The sequence below is a fragment of the Aeromonas bivalvium genome (assembly GCF_046078285.1).
GTDB classification, from domain to species: Bacteria; Pseudomonadota; Gammaproteobacteria; order Enterobacterales; family Aeromonadaceae; genus Aeromonas; species Aeromonas bivalvium.
In genome coordinates this window covers 59,852-80,270 of the sequence record NZ_JBGXBV010000010.1, presented here as the reverse complement: position 1 = coordinate 80,270, position 20,419 = coordinate 59,852, and the positions used below count along the sequence as shown (strand labels likewise).

The 20,419-nt window shown below is 62.2% G+C and carries 14 protein-coding genes; 4 read left to right on the top strand and 10 right to left on the bottom strand.

The features are described from left to right. Window positions 1-84: 84 nt before the first annotated feature. The 4 genes from ACEUCR_RS17905 to arcA form a co-directional block, all read right to left on the bottom strand. Complete coding sequence (locus tag ACEUCR_RS17905) at window positions 85-1,488, bottom strand: YfcC family protein (protein ID WP_041997946.1); 1,404 nt, start codon at window positions 1,486-1,488, stop codon at window positions 85-87. A 119-nt stretch (window positions 1,489-1,607) separates the two neighbouring features. After that, window positions 1,608-2,612, bottom strand: a complete 1,005-nt coding sequence (gene argF, locus ACEUCR_RS17900; RefSeq protein WP_408791694.1) for an ornithine carbamoyltransferase — start codon at window positions 2,610-2,612, stop codon at window positions 1,608-1,610. A 69-nt stretch (window positions 2,613-2,681) separates the two neighbouring features. Next, window positions 2,682-3,608 (bottom strand): carbamate kinase, encoded by a 927-nt coding sequence (arcC, locus tag ACEUCR_RS17895; protein WP_041997950.1) that lies wholly within the window; start codon window positions 3,606-3,608, stop codon window positions 2,682-2,684. 61 nt (window positions 3,609-3,669) lie between these two features. Continuing rightward, window positions 3,670-4,890, bottom strand: a complete 1,221-nt coding sequence (gene arcA / locus ACEUCR_RS17890; RefSeq protein WP_408760894.1) for an arginine deiminase — start codon at window positions 4,888-4,890, stop codon at window positions 3,670-3,672. A 774-nt stretch (window positions 4,891-5,664) separates the two neighbouring features. Here arcA and ACEUCR_RS17885 point away from each other — a divergent pair. After that, window positions 5,665-5,841, top strand: coding sequence for a hypothetical protein (locus ACEUCR_RS17885; RefSeq protein ID WP_167335472.1), 177 nt, complete (start codon window positions 5,665-5,667; stop codon window positions 5,839-5,841). A gap of 1,008 nt (window positions 5,842-6,849) precedes the next feature. Here ACEUCR_RS17885 and ACEUCR_RS17880 read toward each other — a convergent pair. From ACEUCR_RS17880 to ACEUCR_RS17855, 6 genes are all read right to left on the bottom strand, one after another. After that, a complete protein-coding gene (locus ACEUCR_RS17880) occupies window positions 6,850-8,583 on the bottom strand; it encodes a methyl-accepting chemotaxis protein (RefSeq protein ID WP_408791692.1) in 1,734 nt (577 codons plus the stop codon). 54 nt (window positions 8,584-8,637) lie between these two features. Next, window positions 8,638-9,648, bottom strand: coding sequence for a galactose/methyl galactoside ABC transporter permease MglC (mglC, locus tag ACEUCR_RS17875; RefSeq protein WP_041997956.1), 1,011 nt, complete (start codon window positions 9,646-9,648; stop codon window positions 8,638-8,640). A gap of 16 nt (window positions 9,649-9,664) precedes the next feature. Continuing rightward, window positions 9,665-11,185 carry a galactose/methyl galactoside ABC transporter ATP-binding protein MglA gene (mglA, locus tag ACEUCR_RS17870; RefSeq protein WP_041997958.1) on the bottom strand — a complete coding sequence of 507 codons (1,521 nt, stop codon included), beginning with the start codon at window positions 11,183-11,185 and terminating at the stop codon, window positions 9,665-9,667. A gap of 53 nt (window positions 11,186-11,238) precedes the next feature. Next, window positions 11,239-12,225, bottom strand: a complete 987-nt coding sequence (gene mglB / locus ACEUCR_RS17865) for a galactose/glucose ABC transporter substrate-binding protein MglB (RefSeq protein ID WP_041997961.1) — start codon at window positions 12,223-12,225, stop codon at window positions 11,239-11,241. A gap of 230 nt (window positions 12,226-12,455) precedes the next feature. Further along, window positions 12,456-15,518, bottom strand: a complete 3,063-nt coding sequence (locus ACEUCR_RS17860; RefSeq protein ID WP_408791690.1) for a beta-galactosidase — start codon at window positions 15,516-15,518, stop codon at window positions 12,456-12,458. A gap of 340 nt (window positions 15,519-15,858) precedes the next feature. After that, complete coding sequence (locus tag ACEUCR_RS17855) at window positions 15,859-16,863, bottom strand: substrate-binding domain-containing protein (protein WP_111874239.1); 1,005 nt, start codon at window positions 16,861-16,863, stop codon at window positions 15,859-15,861. Window positions 16,864-17,204: 341 nt separating this feature from the next. On the opposite strand from ACEUCR_RS17855, the gene ACEUCR_RS17850 reads away from it, so the two are divergent. From ACEUCR_RS17850 to galM, 3 genes are read left to right on the top strand one after another with little or no spacing between them, the layout of a single operon-like run. Continuing rightward, the gene (locus tag ACEUCR_RS17850) at window positions 17,205-18,245 is read left to right on the top strand and encodes a UDP-glucose--hexose-1-phosphate uridylyltransferase (RefSeq protein ID WP_408791737.1); all 1,041 of its coding nucleotides are present in this window, start codon (window positions 17,205-17,207) and stop codon (window positions 18,243-18,245) included. A gap of 2 nt (window positions 18,246-18,247) precedes the next feature. Beyond that, complete coding sequence (galK, locus tag ACEUCR_RS17845; RefSeq protein ID WP_408791735.1) at window positions 18,248-19,396, top strand: galactokinase; 1,149 nt, start codon at window positions 18,248-18,250, stop codon at window positions 19,394-19,396. Continuing rightward, the gene (galM, locus tag ACEUCR_RS17840) at window positions 19,393-20,397 is read left to right on the top strand and encodes a galactose-1-epimerase (protein ID WP_408791688.1); all 1,005 of its coding nucleotides are present in this window, start codon (window positions 19,393-19,395) and stop codon (window positions 20,395-20,397) included. Before galK ends, galM begins: the two co-directional genes overlap by 4 nt. The last annotated feature ends 22 nt before the right edge of the window (window positions 20,398-20,419 follow it).

Here is a 20,419-nt window from a genome sequence, read left to right as displayed (position 1 = left end):
TGTCCGGCATCCCAGGGCGCAGAGCGCGCAACGAAGAAGGGAGCCAGAGGGCTCCCTGTTTTCCATGACCGGCGGCCACTCTCGTCAGAGGCTGGCCCCCAGGCTCAGGCAGACCACGATCAGCAGAGTCAGAATGCCGAGCAGCGGCGCCACCCATTTGAGCCAGCGCACATAGGGTACCTTGGCGATGGCCAGGCCCCCCATGACCACGGCGGAGGTCGGGGTCACCAGGTTCACCAGGCCGGAGGCGGATTGGTAAGCGGTCACCACCAGCTCGCGACCCACGTTGGCGAAGTCGGCAAGGGGTGCCATGATCGGCATGGTCAGCACCGCCAGACCGGAGGAGGAGGGCACCAGGAAGGAGAGCACCACCTCCAGCGCGAACATCACGTTGATGAACACCACTGTGGAGAGACCGGTCACCAACCCCTCTGCGCTGTGCAATATGGTGTGGGTGATCATGCCGTTGTCCATCACCACCACGATACCGCGGGCGATACCTATGATGAGGGCCACGCCGAGCAGGTCACGGGCACCGTCGATGAAGTTGCTGGTCAGCTCCTCTTCGCTCATGCGGGCGATGAGGCCCACTATGATGGCGGACGCCAGGAAGACGCCGGAGATCTCGGCCATCCACCAGCCCAGCACGGCCACCCCGTAGATCATCACGGCGAAGGCGGCGACGAAGATGCCCAGCACTATCTTGCGAGTCAGAGTGAACTCCAGCATCTCATCGCTCCGGTTGCCGAGGAAGTGGGCCCGGTTCTCCTCCCACTTGTCGGCCACCAGGGACTTGCTCGGGTCGTTTCTCACCATCTTGGCGTAACGCATCACGTAGGCGACGCACAGCAGCCAGCCGGCGACCAGCATGGCGATCCGCAGCCAGATGCCGTCGGTGAAGGAGATGCCGGCGGCGTTGGCGGCGATCACGGTGGCGAACGGGTTGATGGTGGAGCCGAGCGTCCCTATACCGGCGCCGAGCAGCACGGTTGCCGCCGCCACGACCGGGTCGAAGCGGGCGGCCATCATCACCGGCACCAGCAGGGTGTAGAAGGGCAGCGACTCTTCGGCCATGCCGTAGATGGTGCCCCCTGCGGCGAACAGCGCCATCAGGATCGGGATCATCCACTCCTCGCGGCCACGCAGACGGTCGGTGACGCGCTCGATACCGGCATCGATGGCGCCGGTCTTGGTCACTATGCCAAGGAAGCCGCCGATGATCAGGATGAAGAGGGAGACGTCGATGGCGCCTGCCTCATAGGTGTCGTGGTTGTAGAGACCATCGATGGGTGCCAGCAGCACGTCGACGATCCCCTGGGGATTGGCATCCACCAGCTGGTAGGTACCGGCCACCGGCACCTCCTTGCCGAGGGCTTCGTTCATGGCCATTTCATATTTGCCGGCCGGCACTATCCAGCTCAGGGCGGCGACGAACGCGATCAGCACAAACAATATGGTGTAGGCTGACGGGAACTTGAATTTTGTCATGGTCCAACATCCTTCTGTGGGGTGGTATCCATGCAGGCTGCGGGTAGGGTTAGAGGTATTATGCCGCTGTCACATGGTCGAAAAACCGGGGGTCGCCCCCCGGCACCACTACTGCGACCTCAGTCGCCCAGCGTAGCCACCATCACTGCCTTGATGGTGTGCATCCGGTTTTCCGCCTCGTCGAAGACGATGCTGTGCTCGGATTCGAACACGTCCTCGGCCACTTCCAGACCCTTCATGCCATATTTGTCGGCCACTTCCTTGCCCATGGTGGTCTCGTCGTTGTGGAACGCCGGCAGGCAGTGCATGAACTTCACATCCGGGTTCTTGGTGGCGTTGATGACCTCCATGTTGACCTGATAGGGGGTCATCAGCTTGACCCGTTGATCCCAGGCTTCCTTCGCTTCACCCATGGAGACCCAGACGTCGGTGTAGAGGAAGTCGGCACCCAGCACGCCCTCTTTCACGTCTTCGGTAAGGTGAATGCGCGCACCTGTCTCTTCGGCGATTTGACGGCAGGTGGCAACCAGCTCCTCTTCCGGCCAGAAGGCTTTGGGCGCGACCAGGCGGATGTCCATGCCCATCTTGGCGGCGCCGACCATCAGGGAGTTGCCCATGTTGTTGCGGGCATCCCCCAGGTAGGCGAACTTGATCTGATCCAGGCGCTTGCCCTTGCCGTGCTCCAGCATGGTCATGAAGTCGGCCAGGATCTGGGTCGGGTGGAATTCGTTGGTCAGACCGTTCCAGACCGGCACACCGGCGTGGGCACCCAGCTCTTCGACTATCTCCTGGCCGTAGCCACGGTATTCGATGCCGTCATACATGCGCCCCAGCACACGGGCGGTATCCTTCATGGACTCCTTGTGGCCAATTTGGGAACCGCTCGGGCCGAGGTAGGAGACCTGGGCGCCCTGGTCGAAGGCCGCCACTTCAAAGGCGCAGCGGGTACGGGTGGAGGTCTTCTCGAAGATGAGGGCAATATTCTTGCCGGTGAGGTGCTTGCGCTCATAGCCACCGTATTTGGCTTTTTTGAGGTCGATGGCCAGATCGATCATGTATTGGATTTCGCGCGGGGTGAAGTCCAGCAGTTTCAGGAAGTTACGGTTACGCAGATTAAAAGCCATGATGAGTTCTCTCTCTATTTGTTCAGACCAATTCGGGCAGTGTTGCTAACTACGCAGTGATTCAACGACTCAAGCATTCACGGTATGGGTGGCGACGATATTGGTGCCGGCTTCCCCTTTAAGGATGGCGAGGCCATCTTCCAGGGAACCTATGCCGACCATGCCGCCGGTTGCCTTGACGAATTCACAGGAGGCCTCGACCTTGGGCCCCATGGAGCCTGCGTCGAACTTGACCCCGGCCAGCTCGTCCGGGCTGGTGACTCGCAGCGGGTGCTGGGTCGGCTTGCCCCAGTCCAGATAGACCGCATCGGCGTCGGTCAGGATCAGCAGGGCGTCGGCCTTGATCTGCTTGGCCAGGTAGGCGGCAGACATGTCCTTGTCGATGACGGCTTCGATACCGGTCAGGCTCTGGCCATCCCAGGTCACCGGGATGCCACCACCACCGGTACAGATGATGAGGTGGCCCTGGGCGATCAGGGTTTCGATGGCATCGCCTTCGACGATGCGCCGGGGCAGCGGGGACGGCACCACGCGGCGAAAGAAGTTGCCGTCTGCCTTGACCACCCAGTGCTTCTCGGCCGCCAGGGCGCGGGCTTCAGCCTCTTCATAGACGGGGCCGATGAACTTGGTCGGATTGGCAAACGCCGGATCCTTGGGGTCGACCTGCACCTGGGTCAGCAGGGCGGTGACGTTGCGGCTCGGCATCAGGTTCTTCAATTCCTGGATCAGCATGTAGCCGATCATGCCCTGGGACTCGGCACCCAGTACATCCAGGGGATAGGGGGAGACCTTGGTGTAGGCACTGTTCTGCAGGGCCAGCAGACCCACTTGCGGGCCGTTGCCGTGCACCAGCACCACGTTGTACTCCTCGGCAATCCGGGCGATGGTCTTGGCGGCGGTGGCGATGTTCTTGCGCTGGATGTCGGCCTCGAGGGGCTCGCCACGGCGGAGCAGGGCATTGCCACCCAGGGCGACGACGACAGTTGGTTTTTTCATGGTCTGGTTCTCGTTTCGCTGGAGAAGTGGCGCCCGCCTCTGCCGGCGCCACACCTTGTTGTCAGATGCCGTCACGTTCCATCGGGCAGCTCATGCAGCGGGCACCGCCGCGGCCACGGCCCAGCTCGTTACCCGGAATGGAGAGCACTGTGATGCCGGCCTTGTCGTATTTCTCGTTGGTGTAGGTGTTGCCCTCGTAGCCCACCACCACGCCGGGGCGCACGGTCAGCACGTTGTTGGCGTCGTTCCACTGCTCGCGCTCGGCCTCGAAGCTGTCACCGCCTGTGGTGATGAGCTTGAGCTGATCCACCCCCAGCGCCTGCTCGATGGCGGTGACGAAGTAACCCTCTTCCTTGATCTTCATGCCGGTGGCGCCATCCGGGGTCAGGCTCCAGCAGTTCACATCCTTGCGGATCACTTCCGGATAGACGGAGAAGGTGTCTATGTCCATGTGGGTCATGACGGTATCCAGGTGCATGCAGCTGCGGTGTTTCGGCAGTTCCATGGCGATGACCTGCTTGGCCTGGCCATGCTTGAACAGGCTGCGGGCCAGGTGTTCCACCCCTTGCGGCGTGGTGCGCTCGGACATGCCGATCAGCACGGCGCCGCGGCCTATGACCAGGACGTCGCCCCCTTCGATGGTGGCATTGTCATAGTCGCGATCCTCATCACCGAAGTATTTGATGAAGTCCTGACCGGCGAACTGGGGATGCCAGCGGTAGATGGCCTTCACATGGTTGGTCTCGCGGCGGCGGGCGGCCTTGGCCATGGGGTTGATGGAGACGCCGCCATAGACCCAGCAGGAGGTGTCACGGGTGAACAGATGGTTGGGCAGTGGCTCTATGATGAAATCGCTCGGAGCGTGCATGCCCACCACCATGTTGACGCCGCTGAACGGCATCTCGCCGTAGGTCAGGCCGCCGGAGAGGATGCGGGCCAGTTCACGATGGGGCATGTCCGCCAGGAAGCAGCGCACGTCATTGGCAAGGGAAGGTCCGAGACGATAATCGGAGATCTGATGTTGCAACAGCCAGGCTTTGGCTTCCGGCACATCCAGGGTCTCGGCCAGCAACTTGGTCAGCAGGAACACCTCGACATTCTGATCCCGCAGCACCTGGGCGAACTTGTCATGCTCTTCACCGGCCCGTTCAACGGAGAGGACATCGTCGAACAGCAGATCCTGGCAGTTGGAAGGGGTCAGACGCTTCAGACTGAGGTTGGGGCGGTGCAGCATGACGCGGCGCAACTGGCCAACTTCAGAACCTACATAAAATTTGCTCATGGTTATATTCCGTCTCTTGGGGTCCATGCGAGTGATTGAATAGACTCCTTCTATTCTTTCTCATGGCTCAGGCGGGATATTCTTTATATAGGGTACTTGGCTTGTGCTCTATCCTGCCTATGCCTTTCGAGATAGAGGTTAGGCCTGCAAAAACACCAAAACTTAGAGATGGGTCACATTCAGTCCAGGTTGAATAAAATGCAGTGTGTTTGTTTGAAGCCACCGACATAACTGTCAATTCATCCAGCTCAGCCTCCGCATTCATATTCATTTATTCATCATTTTATTCTTTTCTTCGCAGCCGCCCCCCTCCAGTAAACCAGTATCAAACAAGCAACAAATGATAGCATTACCGTTTAAATACAATGAATTAGATATGAATTGGCGAGGTGCGCAGCTTTATATGCAAGCCTTTGCATTTTTCACTCGGAATCACGGGGAAGATGTCGGGATAAAAAGTCATCCCTGTGGGGTTTGGTGCATAGATATTTTCTTGTCCTGGATCAAGGCAAAGGGATCAGACCAACGGGGAGAGGCATGTCCGCCCCAGTCCCCAGGGGGGTTCGCGGCTGGCTATGCAATAAAATCGCATCTTGTCGGCACGACGCTTCGCGACCCCCCTCTCAACTATTTTGAAACTTTTTTCATTAGTTGAATTTATGCCAAATCCTTGCGGTGAGGTCCGGCTCAACTTAACTAAAAAAGTGATACGGATCACAACGGTATCCATATGACGTTAACGCTTCCGTCATCAATGTCATCAAGGAGAGCTCCATGAACATCAAACCCCTGCTTCTGCTCGTCGCCCTGGTTCTGCCCATGACCCCCACCCTGGCTCGGGCCGACGGCGCCCAGGCCATGCCGCTGGTGGTCTGCCATGTGGACAATAAGCCACAGATGCTGGTGCCCGAGTATGTCTGCATCTGGCACGGCGGGCGCCAGCACTACTAAGCAAGACAAGGGGAGGTTCGCCTCCTCTCTTGTCCCCAGCCTTTCTTTCCTTCTTCCCCTTTTCCGCTTCGCCGTTGCGACGCCAGACCCGGACCATATAGCCGCTCTGTCGCGGCCCCTTGCCACGGATACCCCAGATCTTCCCTCTGTTCCGATCACTGCCATGCACCTTCCCCGGCCTCTCTCCCGCCATCTTAAGTCAAGGGTGAGTCCAGGCGATCTGACCCGGCTTGGGCGAGCGCGAGGGGCGCGTGAGACATTCGCCATTCATGGCGAGAGAGATCGCCCTGCCGCCAGGCTGTCATAATCGGATTGATGCGTGTTAAATGCGCCAGCAACAATCATTAACCACATGATCTTGTTGATATAAAGCGCGTTCCATCGGCCAATGAGAACGAATCCATCAAAACGTTTTTCAGTATGGCGTTGTGGGCGGGTCGAAAATCCTTATAGTTACTCCTGCACGGACGCAGTCGAAGTCAATCAGGAAGATTGGCTGCCAGGGTTAGGCAAATGGACTCACCACAGGATGTGGTAAAGGACACCTCCCAGGACGGAGAAAGTGCGACGGGAATGGATGACTCGTCAGGCCATGATGGCTAAAGGACACCCCAAAGGATTGGGAAGGGGAAACCTAAAGGAAGAGGTATAGTCAGGGATTGCAGGGAGCAACTTCGTTCACGGATATGAACGATAAGACTATCGGGGGCGACGCAAGTCGCCCCCATCTTTTTGCCTTTTTTTCGCCCATCCCCTGCCGCGACACCGATGCCGCAAACCGCCGGCATCCCATTGGCTTTTCCCCGCCCCCCTGCCGCGACACCGATGCCACAAGCCGCCGGCATCCCATTGGCTTTTTCCCGCCCCTTTTCCTGCGACGCCGATGCAGCGAGCCGCCTGCACCTGTTTATCCCCTTGTCAGCGCCTGCCACGGCGCCAATGAAAAGGGCAGCCTGGGCCGCCCTCTCGTCTCCTGTTGTCGATTTCCGCCCCATGGGGACGGCTGCTTCACGCCAGCCGAAAATGCGCCACTATCCGGCCCAGTCGGTCATAGGTCTGCCGCATCGCCCCCGCGCTCGCCACCGTGTCCTCGCCATTGCCCTTGAGCTGGCGGATCACCTCGGCGATGGCCGTCATGTTGCGATTGATCTCCTCGGCCACCGCGCTCTGCTGTTCGGCGGCGGTGGCAATCTGGGTGGTGAGGCCATTGATCGCTACCACCTCCCCCATCATCACATCGAGCGAGTCATTGACCCGGGTGGTGTTCTCGGCCGCACTCTGACAACGCTGACGCGTCAGCGACATGGCGTCGACCAGGCTCGCACTGCCCCGCTGCAACCTGGTCAGCATGGTCTGGATCTCCGCCGTGCTCTGCTGGGTACGCCCAGCGAGGGAGCGTACCTCGTCGGCCACCACGGCGAACCCACGGCCCTGTTCACCGGCCCGGGCCGCCTCGATGGCGGCGTTCAGCGCCAGCAGGTTGGTCTGCTCTGCGATGCTGCCGATGACCCCCAGCACCGAACCTATCTGCTGTACCTCCTGCTGCATGGCCTGGACCGATCCCGCCGTCGCCTCCACCTCCGCAACCAGCGCCATCACGCTGTTCATGGCGCCATCCACCACTTCCCGCGTCGCGTTCGCCAGCTGCTCGCTCTGCATGGTCAGGTGCGCCGTGTCGGCGGCGCTGCGGGAGACGGAGGCAGCGGTGGCGCTCATCTCGTTGACCGCGGTCACCACCTGCTCCGTCTCGTTGACATGGGTCATGAGCAGCTGCTGGGCGGTTCGGGTCTGGCCGGTCAGGCCACCTATGTCGTCATGGAGCTGGCCGCTGGCCTGGCTCACCTCCTGCATCCTCTCCTGCAACTGGGCGATGAAGCGGTTGATGCCAGCGGAGATCTGGCCGAGATCATCCTTGCTGGTCACCGCCAGACGGCGAGTCAGATCACCATTTCCCTCACCGAGGGCCAGCACCAGCCCCTTGAGGGAGAGGATGGGTCGGTAGGCGAGGTTGAGCGCCACCATGGCCAGCGCCATCACCACCAGGGCGACGGCGAGCAGGGCCAGGGTGATCTTGCCATTGATGGCCTGGGTCATGGCGCGGATATAGCCGAGATCCACATAGCCGGTCAGGGTCCACTGGCTGCCACGAATGTCCAGCTGGTTGGGACGAGACTCGCTCTCTCCCTCGGGCTTGCTGCTGTAGAGCAGCTGGCCCTGGCTGTCGGCCAGCGCGAAGGAGCGCCCCTCCCCGCTCATCTCTGCCAGCAGGCGCTGGAATTCGCTCATGTCGAGGTAGTAAAGGTAGGCGGAGTCGGCACCTCGGGGCACCAGTATGGTGATGACCGGCTTGCCATCCAGCTGCTCCAGCGGGCTGACGGTGATCCGGTTGTTGGCCTCGGGGATCAGCTTGCGCAGGGCATCGACCCTGGCCTTGTCGTTGATGACACCGTTCACGTCGAAGGCCATGTCGCCGATCACCTTGACGATGTTGTGAAAGCCGGTCTCTTCCAGGGTCTTCTTGACGTTGGTCACCCCGAAGTTGAGGTTGGCCGCCAGCAGGATTTTCTGGTTGATGTCCCCCGCCAGCTTCTCCTTGACCAGGGCTATCTGTTCATTGATGTTCTGGGTGGACTGGGTGCGGATGTAACCACTGATGAAGTGGTTCACACTGAGCCAGGCGGTGGCGATGGTGACCAGAATGGCCAGCAACAGGAGTGCATATATCTTGATCTTGAACGCCATGGAACCTCCAACAGAAAACGCAGGCTCAGCCTGCGTCTTCAACTTATCCCCTGTTTACTTCTTCTTGGCGTACTTCATCGAGTCCAACGCCACCGCCAATATGATGATGCCGCCCTTGATGATGAACTGCCAGTAAGGGCTGACCCCGATATAGGTCAAACCGTAGTTGATCAGGGTGAAGATGAGCACGCCGGTGATCACACCCGCGACCGTTCCCACACCACCGGCAAACGACACGCCGCCCACCACGCAGGCCGCGATGGCGTCCAGCTCGTACATGAAGCCGAGGTTGTTGGTGGCACTGCCGACCCGGCCCGCCTCCAGCATGCCGCCGAAGGCATAGAAGACCCCGGCCAGGGCATAGATGATCACCAGGTTCACCGCCACGTTGACCCCGGAGACCTTGGCCGCCTCAGGGTTGCCGCCGATGGCGAAGATGTTTTTGCCAAAGCGGGTCTTGTTCCACAACACCCAGACGAAGACGCTGGCGATGGCCGCATAGAAGGTCAGGTACGACAGCTTGAAGCCACCTATCCGGATGAAGCCCTGGGCAAAGCTGGAGAAGCGGGGGTCGAAACCGGCCACCGGCGACGCCCCTACTGAGTCAAAGTAGAGGGAGTTGATGCCGTAGACGATGATCATGGTGCCCAGAGTGGTGATGAAGGGCGTCACGTTCAGGTAGGCGACGATCAGGCCGTTGACCAGACCGATCAGGGCACCCACGGCACACACCAGCAGGATCACCGCCGGGATGGGCACCTCCCCCAGGCTGGGGAACACCTTGTTGACGTTGGTCAGGGCCTGCAGCATGGTGGCGGCGATGAGTGCCGCCAGACCGACCTGGCGGCCGGCCGAGAGATCCGTCCCCTGGGTGATGATGATGCCCGCCACCCCGAGGGCGATGATGACCCGCACCGAGGACTGGGTCAGTATGTTGCTGAGGTTGGTGAGGCTGAGGAAGGAGGGTTCCTGGATCACGATGACCATGAGCAGCACCAGCAACACCAAATAGATGGCGTTTTCCTTGAGCGCCTGCATCAGATTGAAATTTTTAGCCGACTCCATAAATGTCTTCCTGTCTCTAGAGGTACAGAGATGCCAGGCGCAGTATCTCGCTCTGGTCAGTTTCTTTGGTATTGACGATCCCGGCGACCCGACCGTTGCTCATCACCAGGATGCGGTCGGTGATCCCGAGCAGCTCTGGCATCTCGGACGAGATGATGATGATGCCCTTATCCTTCTTCGCCAGCTCCAGGATGAGCTGGTAGATCTCGAACTTGGCCCCCACGTCGATGCCGCGCGTCGGCTCGTCCAGCATCAGGATCTCCGGCTGGGTCAGCAGCCAGCGGCCTATGATCACCTTCTGCTGGTTGCCGCCGGAGAGGGAGCCAATCTGGGTCTGCTGGGTCGGGGTCTTGACCCGCATGGCGTCGATGACCCACTGGGTGTCGCTCTTCATCTTGTTGTTGCTGAGCAGCCCCATGGAACCCTTGTAGTTGTCCATATTGGCGATCAGGGAGTTGAAGGCGATGTCGAGACGGGAATAGATGCCGGTGGAACGGCGCTCCTCTGTCACCAGGGCGAAGCCGTTCAGGATGGCCTCGTGGGCCGTATGGTTCGCCACCACCTTGCCATGGATCCTGATGATCCCCGCGCTGTGGTCGCGAATGCCGAACAGGGTCTCGACGATGTCGGTGCGTTTTGCCCCCACCAGACCGGCGATGCCGAGGATCTCCCCCTTATGCAGGTTGAAGCTCACGTCCTGGATGGAGGGCTGGTTCTTGGCCGTCAGGTGCTCGACTTCGAGGATCACCTCTTTGGGCTGGTTGGTTTTTTCCGGGAAGCGCTGGGTCAGCTCGCGACCGACCATCATGCCGATGATCTGATCCATGGTCATGCCCTCGAGGGGCTGGGTCGCCACCCACTGGCCATCCCGCAATATGGTGATCTCGTCACAGAGCTGGAAGATCTCCTCCATCTTGTGAGAGATGTAGACGATGCCGCACCCCTTGTCCTTCAACTTGTTGATGATCTTGAAGAGGTGGTTGACCTCCTTCTCGGTCAGGGAGGAGGTGGGTTCGTCCATGATGACGATCTTGGCATCATAGGAGAATGCCTTGGCGATCTCGATCATCTGCATCTGGGACACCGACAGGGTGCCCACCTTGACCCGCGGATCTATGTCGATGTCCAGCTCGTCGAAGATGCGTCTGGTGTCGTCATACATCTTGTGGTGGTCGACAAACCAGCCCTTGGTGGGGTAGCGGCCGAGCCACATGTTGTCCATCACGGTGCGCTGCAACACCAGGTTCAGCTCCTGGTGCACCATGGAAACGCCGTTTTCCAGCGCCTCTTTGGACGAGGTGAAGTTGATCTCCTGCCCCTTGAAGAAGATCTTGCCCTGATCCTTCTCATAGATGCCGAACAGGCACTTGAGCAGCGTGGACTTCCCTGCGCCATTCTCGCCCATCAACGCATGCACAGAATGAGGACGGACCCGTAAATTGACATTATCGAGTGCCTTGACGCCGGGAAAGCTCTTACTGACGTCAATCATCTCCAACAGCCATTCTGATTGTTGCTGTGTTGTCATATCAGCCATCACATCTGGTTGAAGAGAGGGCAAGGGGGTCACCCTTGCCCTGGAGGAGGGGATTACTCGAATTGAGACAGGTTGTCTTTATCCACACCCACGTAGGCTACGCGCACGACCTTGTCGACTATGTTCCAGTTGGTGCCTTCGCCGGCTGGCTTGCCTTCACCCAGATTCCTGGTCAGATCGAAGGTGGCCTTGGCCTGGTTGGCCGCATCGTTCAGCACTGTACCCGCCATGGCACCGCTCTTGACCATGGCCAGGGCTTCCGGCAGGGCATCGACGCCGAACACGGGGATGGCGGTCTTGCCCTGGGCTTTCAGGGATTCAACAGCGCCCATTGCCATGCCGTCGTTGTTGGCGATGACCACTTCGATCTTGTTGGCGTTGGGGCCGGAGATCCAGGCGTCCATCTTGTCTTTCGCCATGGCGGTATCCCACATACCGGTATCCATGTGCAGCTGCTCTGTCTTGACGCCGCCGTCATTCAGGGTCTTGACGACGTAGGTGGTACGGGCTTCCGCATCCGGGTGGCCCGGCTCGCCCTTGAGCAGCACGAACTGGATGACGCCGTCCTTGTTCAGATCCCACTCGGGATGGGCAGCCCAGTGCTTGGCGATCAGCTGACCCTGGATGATGCCTGACTCCTTGGAGTCGGTACCCACGTAGTAGGCCTTGTCATAGCTGGCCAGATCGGCTGCGCTCGGCTCCTTGTTGTAGAACACCACGGGGATCTCGTCGGCACGGGCCTTCTCGATCACGACAGGGGCCGCCGCCGGGTCGACCAGGTTGATGGCCAGGGCCTTCACGCCCTTGGCCAGCAGCACGTCGATCTGGTCGTTCTGCTTGGACTGGTCGTTCTGGGAGTCATTCATCAGCAGCTCCACGCCGGGGTTGGCTGCCGCCTCCTTCTCGATGGCCTTGCGAACGACCGCCATGAAGTTGTCGTCGTACTTGTAGACGGTAACGCCCAGACGAGTGTCGGCCTGGGCGCTGGTCCCTGCGGTCAGTCCCATCAGCAGGGCGGCGACTGTCGTGATTTTTCTCATTGTTATGCTCCGATGTGTCTATCTGTTTTGTAGGAAAGCGGTACACCCACTGAACCGGTGTGACGTTAATGTAATCAGGTTGTTGTGATCCTTTCTGTGATCCTGACGACAAAATGAAAACGTTTACACTCTGTTACACAAGGCATTATTTGATATAAAACAAATGGTTATATTAAATTCGCCTCACCAGCCCCGCTGTCGTGGGCCGGGTTTGACCAGGAGAACAGGATTCATACTAGTACACAGTTCCAATGGTATCTCCCTGGCGTCAGCCAATATTCCGGGCGTACGCTCTGGCTCCAGGAGTCATCGCCCCCCACCCCCATGTGGAAGCCATCAAGGCACAGATGAAGCCCACCCTCCGCCACCAGATCGCTCTGATGGCGCGCCTCGGCCAACTGGGCCTGGCGATAGGGACTGAGGCTGAAGTGGAACTCCCCCTCCACCCCGATATCCCCCAGTTGCAGCTCACGCACCTGGCAGCGCAGACCGTTGTCCGTGGGGAAGATGTAGGGGGTGTGCAGCTCGGCCAGGGGCAGCTGCCAGCGGCCGATATCGGCGCCGAGGCAACGATCCGGGTAATTTTCATGGGGGCCGCGCCCGAGCCAGTCGACCCGGTCGACCCCATCGACCAGCCAGAGCTGGGCGCCGATACGGGGCAGGGAGGGGATCGCCTCGCTCACCTGGACCTCGATGGCGATCGCCATGGCGCCATCCTGGCTGAAGCTGTGATGCCAGCGGCTCAAGATGAGCAGCCGCTCACCGACGAAGTAGCCATGCTCCACCCGCAGACCGGCCTCCCCCTCCCGCACAATGCCGAGGCAGCGGTGTTGCAGATCATTGAGCCCCGCCTCCTGCCAGCGGGCAATCCAGGAGTGGGGATCCTGATGATCCGCCTCGCTGGTGCCTATGTCGTTGTCGAGCGGCGCCCGATAGAAGTGATCCGCCATGGCCCCCCGCAGGCGTTCATGGCCCGCTTTCTGCCAGCTGCAGATGCGACCACTGGCCTTGTCCAGCCGCCAGGTGCTGCCGGCGGTCTGGACCAACCAGTGGTCAGGCTGCTCCCTCAATGGGGCGGGTGTCTGGGTGGCGGGCAGTGCCAGGGGCGTCCGCAACATACATTGCTGGCGCGCCACCTCGTGCCCCGCCTCGGACCAGGGAGTGGCAGTGCTCTGCACTATGGCCAGATCCAGCCAGGCGAGCGCCCCCGGCGCAAAGTCGGGCAATCGATCCAGCAGGGTGAGCGTCACGCAGCCTCTGGGCCCCAGGGCGAGCTGGCACTCCCCCTGGCTCAGCACCACGCCGTCCTCCAGCAGCTGCCAGCGCAGCACTTCGTTGTCCGTCTCGCGAAACAGGTATTCGCTGCGGATCGCCACCGTCAGCGGCTGGCAGCCTTGCAGGGTCAGCACGAACGGCTGCTGGGCCCGCTTGGCCTCGAACAGGGCGGGATGGGGGCTGCGGTCCGGGAAGAGCAGGCCATTGATGCAGAACTGACGATCGTTTTGCCGATCGCCAAAGTCGCCGCCATAGGCCCAGAAGTGGCGACCATCCTCGGTCAACTTGTCCAATCCCTGATCCACCCAATCCCAGACGAACCCCCCTTGCAGCCTGGGGTGATCGCGAAACGCCTGCCAATACTCGGCAAAGCCCCCCAGGCTGTTGCCCATGGCATGGGCGTATTCGCACAGGATCAGCGGGCGCTGCTCGCCGGGCAGGCCGATCCATTTGGCCAGCGCCCACTTGGGCACGGCCGGGAAGGGTTGATCCTGATGGGTGCGGGCATACATGGGGCAGATGATGTCGGTGGCCGGAGTGTCGGCGCCGCCCCCTTCGTACTGCACCGGGCGGCTCGGATCCGTGCACTTGACCCAGGCATACATGGCATCGTGGGCCGGGCCGTAGCCGGATTCGTTGCCGAGGGACCAGATGATGACGCTGGGGTGGTTGAAATCCCGAGCCACCAGGCGGGTGACCCGCTCGAGGAAGGCGCCACTCCAGGCTGGATCTCGCGCCAGCCGCCCCATGGGGCTCATGCCATGGGTCTCCAGGTTCGCCTCGTCCACCACATAGAGGCCGAGCCGGTCGCAGAGCTGGTAGAATGCGGGGTGATTCGGATAGTGAGCGCAGCGCACCGCGTTGAAGTTGTGTCGCTTCATCAGGATCAGATCCTGCTCCATATCGGCCGGGGTCACCGCATGCCCGGTGGCGGGGTGATGTTCGTGGCGATTGGCGCCACGAATGAGCAGGGGCTGGCCGTTGAGACGCAGCAGCCCCCCCTCTATCTCCACCGCCCGAAAGCCCACGTCGCAGGCCTCGCTCTCGATGGGCTCCCCTCGTTCATTTTGCAGGGTCAGGGTCAGGCGATAGAGGTGGGGTGTCTCGGCGCTCCATTTGCGCGGCGCCGCCACCTCGAGCCAGAGCTCGGCACGATCGTCGTAAGCCCCTTTCTCATCGATGGCCCCGGTGCCGATCCGCTGGCACAGGGTCGCCACCCGCTCATCGCCGTCATAGAGATGCGCCGCCACCGACAGGCCGGCCACATCGGCCCCCTGCAGTTCAATCTTGAGGCGAGCGTCCCGATAGCAGGCATCCAGCACAGGAGTGACCCGGACATCCATCAGATGACGGGCCGGTTTATGCAGCAGGCTGACGGAGCGGAAGATCCCCGACAGCCACCACATGTCCTGATCCTCCAGATAGGAGCCGTCGGACCAGCGAAGTACCAGCACCGCCAGCCGGTTGCGGCCGCTGTGCAGGCAGGGGGTCAGATCGAACTCGGCGGGCAAGCGGCTGTCCTGGGAGTAGCCGACCCAGTGGCCGTTGCAAAACAGATGGCAGGCACTGCTCACGCCGTCCAGGGTGATCCGGATCTGGCCGCTGGCCAGCCAGTCGACAGGCAGACTGAACTCGCGGGAGTAACAGCCGGTGGGATTCTGTGCCGGTACCCGGGGCGGATCGCAGGGGAAGGGATACTTGATGTTGGTGTAGATGGGACCGTCCGTCAGGGGCCGCGCCCCCGGATAGGCGGCATCCAGCTGCCAATTGCCCGGCACCCGGATCAGGCAGGCATCGGCCAGGTCCTGGTGAAGCCACTGCTCGGGCACCCGCTCCGGGGCCTCGAACCAGGAGAAGCGCCAGTCGCCATCGAGGGACAAGCGGGAGCAGGAGGGCAGATCGGCCCGCGCCGCCGCCTCGTCACGCCAGCTGGCGAGGGGGGTATGGGCCGCCAGTCGGTTGACCGATGTGATCCCCTGATGCTGCCAGTCCCGGCGCGCCAATATCTCCCTGAGCATTCTTCCTCTCTCCCTGGATCGTTCGTAAAACAGCCGCAGTGTAGTGGAGTTGTCCGAGGGAAAGGGGGATCTTTCTCACAAAGATGTAAACGATTACATTTAGTTTCAGGGGGAGTGACAGGGGCCGTGCGAGCGCCGGGGGACGGCGACGGCGCCGTCATGGGTGAAACCAGGAGCAGGGAGAAGGCGCTCCGCCGCCCCCCTCAGGCAGGCGCGGGACAGTGCCACGACAGGGGTGAAACGCAGCCAGGCCAGGGACGCCGCCTGCCCCGCCGGAGGCGGCAGAGCTAGTGGCACTGATCCCGATCCCGGCCAGCACAGGGCCAGGATCGAGGACCCGTCAGTCTCGGGCGGGGGCGGCCGAGTGACGGTTGATCAGGGTCGGCGCATAGATGCGACTCTGCAACGTCTGTGTCTCGCCGGCCGCCAGTTGCAGCGCCAACTTGGCCGCCTGGGACGCCATCAGCTCGATGGGATAGCGGATGGTGGAGAGCTTGGGTCTCAGGTATCTGGCATAGATGATGTCATCGAACCCCACCACTGAGACCTCCTCCGGCACCTTGAGGCCGTTGTCCGCCAGTACCGAGATGGCCCCTGCCGCCATGGCGTCGTTGTAGGCCACCACGGCCGTGATGGGCAGCCCCTTGGCGAGCAGGTTGAGCATGGCATGCTCTCCCCCCTCCTCGTTGGGGGTGCCGCACTCCACCCGTTCCGCATCCGCCGCCGCCCCGGCCTCGGCCAGGGCATCCCGATACCCCTGCAAGCGGGAGCTGGCATCCTCAATGGCGTGATCCGAACCGATGAAGGCGATGTGGCGATGGCCCAGTCCCAGCAGATGGCGGGTGGCGGTGGCGGCCCCCAGCCGGTTGTCGAGGGAGATGCAGCGCCCCTTCAGCGCGGGAATATCGCGATTGATCAACACCATGCCAGGCACCCGCAGGGCGTAATCGATCAGCTCCTCGTCCGAGAGCGCCTTGCTGTGCACCACCAGCGCCTCGCAGCGTTTGCCGATCAGCAGCTCGATGGCGCCCCGCTCCTGCTCGGCGTTGTGAAAACCATTACCCACCAGCAGGTGCAGACCCTGCTCCACCGCCACGGTACAGACCCCCTTGACCAGGGCGCCGAAGAAGGGATCCGCCACGTCGTTGACCACCACCCCCATGGTGTCGCAGGTGCGATTGACCAGGGCCCGCGCGTTGGCATTGGGGGTATAGCCAAGCTCGGCCATGGCCTGCAGTACCACTTTGCGCGAGGCGGCGCTGGCCTTGGGGGAGTCGTTCATCACCCGTGAAACCGTTGCCACCGACACCTTGGCAAGACGGGCGACATCCTTGATGGTGCTCATGCTGTTTTCACTCTTTTCACTGTCCGCAGGCTGGCCATTATAACCAGCAATCCCTTTGATGACAGGGGCGGCACCACAGATTGTCGCGGCAGCTTGTTGCAATTAAGTGTAATCGTTTACACATATTTGCCGACCAGCTCACAGTTTGCCCATCGACGGCTCGGCTAGACTCCTGCTCACACCCGTCAAGCACAGGGCAGGGATGAAGACGCCGACCACGGACGACCGCGGCAGCCCGGGTCATCACCCACCTCGCACTGCCGGAAGATGAGGGGCGCCGCCCACGAGCGCGCCCTCTTCCCGACAACCCCATCTATATCATCAGCGAATGAGGAGTGATGATGTTCAATCCGGTTGATCACCCCCACCGCCGCTTCAACCCGCTCACCGGCCAGTACGTGCTGGTCTCCCCCCACAGGGCCAAGCGCCCCTGGCAGGGACAGGTGGAGAAGATAGGCGAGGCGCCCACCCAATCCCACGATCCCGACTGTTTCCTCTGTGCCGGCAACACCCGGGTCAGCGGGGACATCAACCCTGACTACCAGGGCACCTTCGTCTTCACCAACGACTTCGCCGCCCTGATGCAGGACACCCCGGCCACCGACGCGGCGCCGGATCCCCTGCTGCAACTGGAGGCGGCCCGTGGCACCAGCCGGGTCATCTGCTTCTCGCCGGACCACGGCAAGACGCTGCCCGAGCTGCCCCTGCCCGCCATCGAGGGGGTGATCACCAGCTGGATGAGCCAGGTGGCCGAGCTCTCTGCCCAGTGGGAATGGGTCCAGGTGTTTGAAAACAAAGGGGCCGTCATGGGCTGCTCCAACCCTCACCCCCATGGCCAGATCTGGGGCAGCGATTTTCTGCCCAACGAGATAGCCAGGGAGCAGGAGCGCCAGCAGGCCTGGCTGGCCGAACACGGCCGCCCCCTGCTGCTGGACTATGTGGCGCGGGAGCTGGCGGACCGAACCCGCATCGTGGTGGAGACGACCCACTGGCTGGCGGTGGTGCCCTTCTGGGCCGCCTGGCCGTTCGAGACCCTGCTGCTGCCCAAGGCCCATGTGCCCTCCCTGCTGAGCCTGACCTGCGAGCAGCAACAGGATCTGGCGGTGGTTCTCAAGGAGCTCACCAGCCGCTACGACAACCTGTTCCAGTGCAGCTTCCCCTACTCCATGGGCTGGCATTTCGCCCCGCCCCGCTCCGATTGCCCCGAGGCCTGGCAGCTGCACGCCCACTTCTACCCGCCCCTGCTGCGCAGTGCCACCGTGCGCAAGTTCATGGTCGGCTTCGAGATGCTGGCAGAGACCCAGCGTGACCTCACCCCTGAGCAGGCAGCCGAGCGGCTGCGCGCCCTGAGCCCCCTTCACTACAAGAGCGCCCAAGCATGACCATGACCCCGTTTGAACGCGTGACCGAGGTTTTCATCCATCACCACGGCCGCCCCCAGGATCTCACCGTCCGGGCACCGGGCCGGGTCAACCTCATCGGCGAGCACACCGACTACAACGACGGTTTCGTGCTGCCCTGCGCCATCGACTACGAGACCTGCGTCGCCATCGGTCTGCGCAGCGACAACCTGGTACGGGTGATCGCCGCCGACTACGAGTGCGAGCGGGATGAGTTCGCCCTGGATGAGCCGATAACCCATCACCCCCACCAGCGCTGGAGCGACTACATCCGCGGCGTGGTCAAGCATCTGCAGGCGCGCGGCCAATCCCTGCGCGGCCTGGATCTGGTGGTCTCGGGCAACGTGCCCCAGGGGGCCGGTCTCTCCTCGTCCGCCTCCCTGGAGGTGGCCATAGGCCAGGCCTTCAAGGAGGCCCTGGGGCTGCCCATCAGCCAGGCCGAGCTTGCCCAAAACGGCCAGCAGGCGGAGAACCAGTTCGTCGGCTGCAACTGCGGCATCATGGATCAGATGATCTCCGCCTGCGGCGAGGCGGACCATGCCCTGCTGCTCGATTGCCGCTCCCTGGAGACCCGTCTCATCCCCATGCCGATGGATCTCGCCGTGCTCATCGTCAACTCCAACGTGCGCCGCGGCCTGGTGGACAGCGAGTACAACCTGCGTCGCCAGCAGTGCGAAGCCGCCGCCCGCCACTACGGGGTCAAGGCGCTGCGCGACCTCGACGCCAGCCGCCTGGAGGCGGACAAGGCCGGGCTGGACGATGCCTGTTACCGCCGCGCCTGCCACATAGTGGGGGAGAACGCCCGCACCCTGGCCGCCGCCGAGGCGCTCGCCTCGGGGGATCTGGCCCGCCTCGGCGAACTGATAGGTCAGTCCCACGCCGCCATGCGCGATGACTTCGAGATAACGGTGCCCGCCATCGACGACCTGGTGCAGATCATCAAGGCCGAGATCGGCCGCGAAGGGGGCGTGCGCATGACCGGCGGCGGCTTCGGCGGCTGCGTGGTGGCCCTGCTGCGCCCGGAGCGGGTGCCTGCGGTCATCGCCGCCGTGGCTGCACAATACCCGGCTATCTCGGGGCTGGAGGCGGATTGCTACGTCTGCTCCGCCAGTGCCGGGGCAGGCAGACGATGAGCAGCCCCATGAACGCATTCACGCTGGAAAACGAAGAGGGGCTGCGCCTGCGCGGCATCGAATTTGGCGCCACCCTCACCTCCCTCACCCTGCCGGTGGCGGGGGAGCAACGGGAGGTGCTGCTGGGCTGCGCCGATGAGGCCTATGCCAGCCAGCAGGTGTGGCTGGGGGCGGTGGCGGGGCGCTTTGCCAACCGCATCGGCGGCGCCGAGCTGGTGCGAGGGGACGAACGCTGGTCTCTCGACGCCAATCAGGCCCCCCACTGCCTGCATGGCGGGAGCGACGGATTCCATCGCCGCACCTGGCAGATCAGGGAGCAGGAGGCGGACAGGGTCAGGCTGGCGCTCCTCTCCCGGGCGGGGGATCAGGGCTTTCCCGGCAACGTGCGGGTGACCCTGGAGTACCGGCTGGAGCAGCGGGATCTGGTGGTGGAATTCAGGGCCAGCACGGACGCGCCGACCCCGGTCAGCCTCACCAGCCACGCCTACTTCAACCTGGATGGACATGCCGATGACGACCATGTGCGATCCGATATTCGCCATCATGCCATCCGCCTCAATGCCGACCGTTTCCTGCCCACCGACCAGAGCGGATTGCCGCTGACCATGGCGCCGGTGGAGGGCCCCTTCGACCTGCGTCGCGAGCGCCTCATGGGCCAGGAGTGGCTGAGCCATCACCAGCAGCAACAGGCCGGCGGGTATGATCACGCCTTCGTGCTGAACGGCCCAGAACAGGCGTGGGCGGCCCGGGTGGTCTCGGGGGACAAGCGGCTGGCGATGGAGGTCTACACCAACCAGCCCTCGTTGCAGTTCTACAGCGGCAACTGGCTGGCCAACACCCCGAACCGGAGCGGTCGGCTGCATCGGGACCTCGACGGCTTCTGCCTGGAGGCGCAGCAGCTGCCGGACAGCCCGAACCGGCCCGAGCTCGGCGACCCCTGGCTGCTGCCTGGGCAGACCTACCGCCACCAGACCCGTTATCGCTTTATCGCCGCCGACTAGGCCACCCTTCGCCGCCACAGGG

Bases quoted from the DNA above. Each gene is read 5' to 3' on its own strand.
- ACEUCR_RS17855 (WP_111874239.1), bottom strand. From the start codon at position 16,863: ATGAGCACCATCAAGGATGTCGCCCGTCTTGCCAAGGTGTCGGTGGCA.
- ACEUCR_RS17905 (WP_041997946.1), bottom strand. From the start codon at position 1,488: ATGACAAAATTCAAGTTCCCGTCAGCCTACACCATATTGTTTGTGCTG.
- mglB (WP_041997961.1), bottom strand. From the start codon at position 12,225: ATGAGAAAAATCACGACAGTCGCCGCCCTGCTGATGGGACTGACCGCA.
- arcA (WP_408760894.1), bottom strand. From the start codon at position 4,890: ATGAGCAAATTTTATGTAGGTTCTGAAGTTGGCCAGTTGCGCCGCGTC.
- mglC (WP_041997956.1), bottom strand. From the start codon at position 9,648: ATGGAGTCGGCTAAAAATTTCAATCTGATGCAGGCGCTCAAGGAAAAC.
- mglA (WP_041997958.1), bottom strand. From the start codon at position 11,185: ATGGCTGATATGACAACACAGCAACAATCAGAATGGCTGTTGGAGATG.
- arcC (WP_041997950.1), bottom strand. From the start codon at position 3,608: ATGAAAAAACCAACTGTCGTCGTCGCCCTGGGTGGCAATGCCCTGCTC.
- ACEUCR_RS17885 (WP_167335472.1), top strand. From the start codon at position 5,665: ATGAACATCAAACCCCTGCTTCTGCTCGTCGCCCTGGTTCTGCCCATG.
- argF (WP_408791694.1), bottom strand. From the start codon at position 2,612: ATGGCTTTTAATCTGCGTAACCGTAACTTCCTGAAACTGCTGGACTTC.
- galK (WP_408791735.1), top strand. From the start codon at position 18,248: ATGACCCCGTTTGAACGCGTGACCGAGGTTTTCATCCATCACCACGGC.
- ACEUCR_RS17880 (WP_408791692.1), bottom strand. From the start codon at position 8,583: ATGGCGTTCAAGATCAAGATATATGCACTCCTGTTGCTGGCCATTCTG.
- galM (WP_408791688.1), top strand. From the start codon at position 19,393: ATGAGCAGCCCCATGAACGCATTCACGCTGGAAAACGAAGAGGGGCTG.
- ACEUCR_RS17850 (WP_408791737.1), top strand. From the start codon at position 17,205: ATGTTCAATCCGGTTGATCACCCCCACCGCCGCTTCAACCCGCTCACC.
- ACEUCR_RS17860 (WP_408791690.1), bottom strand. From the start codon at position 15,518: ATGCTCAGGGAGATATTGGCGCGCCGGGACTGGCAGCATCAGGGGATC.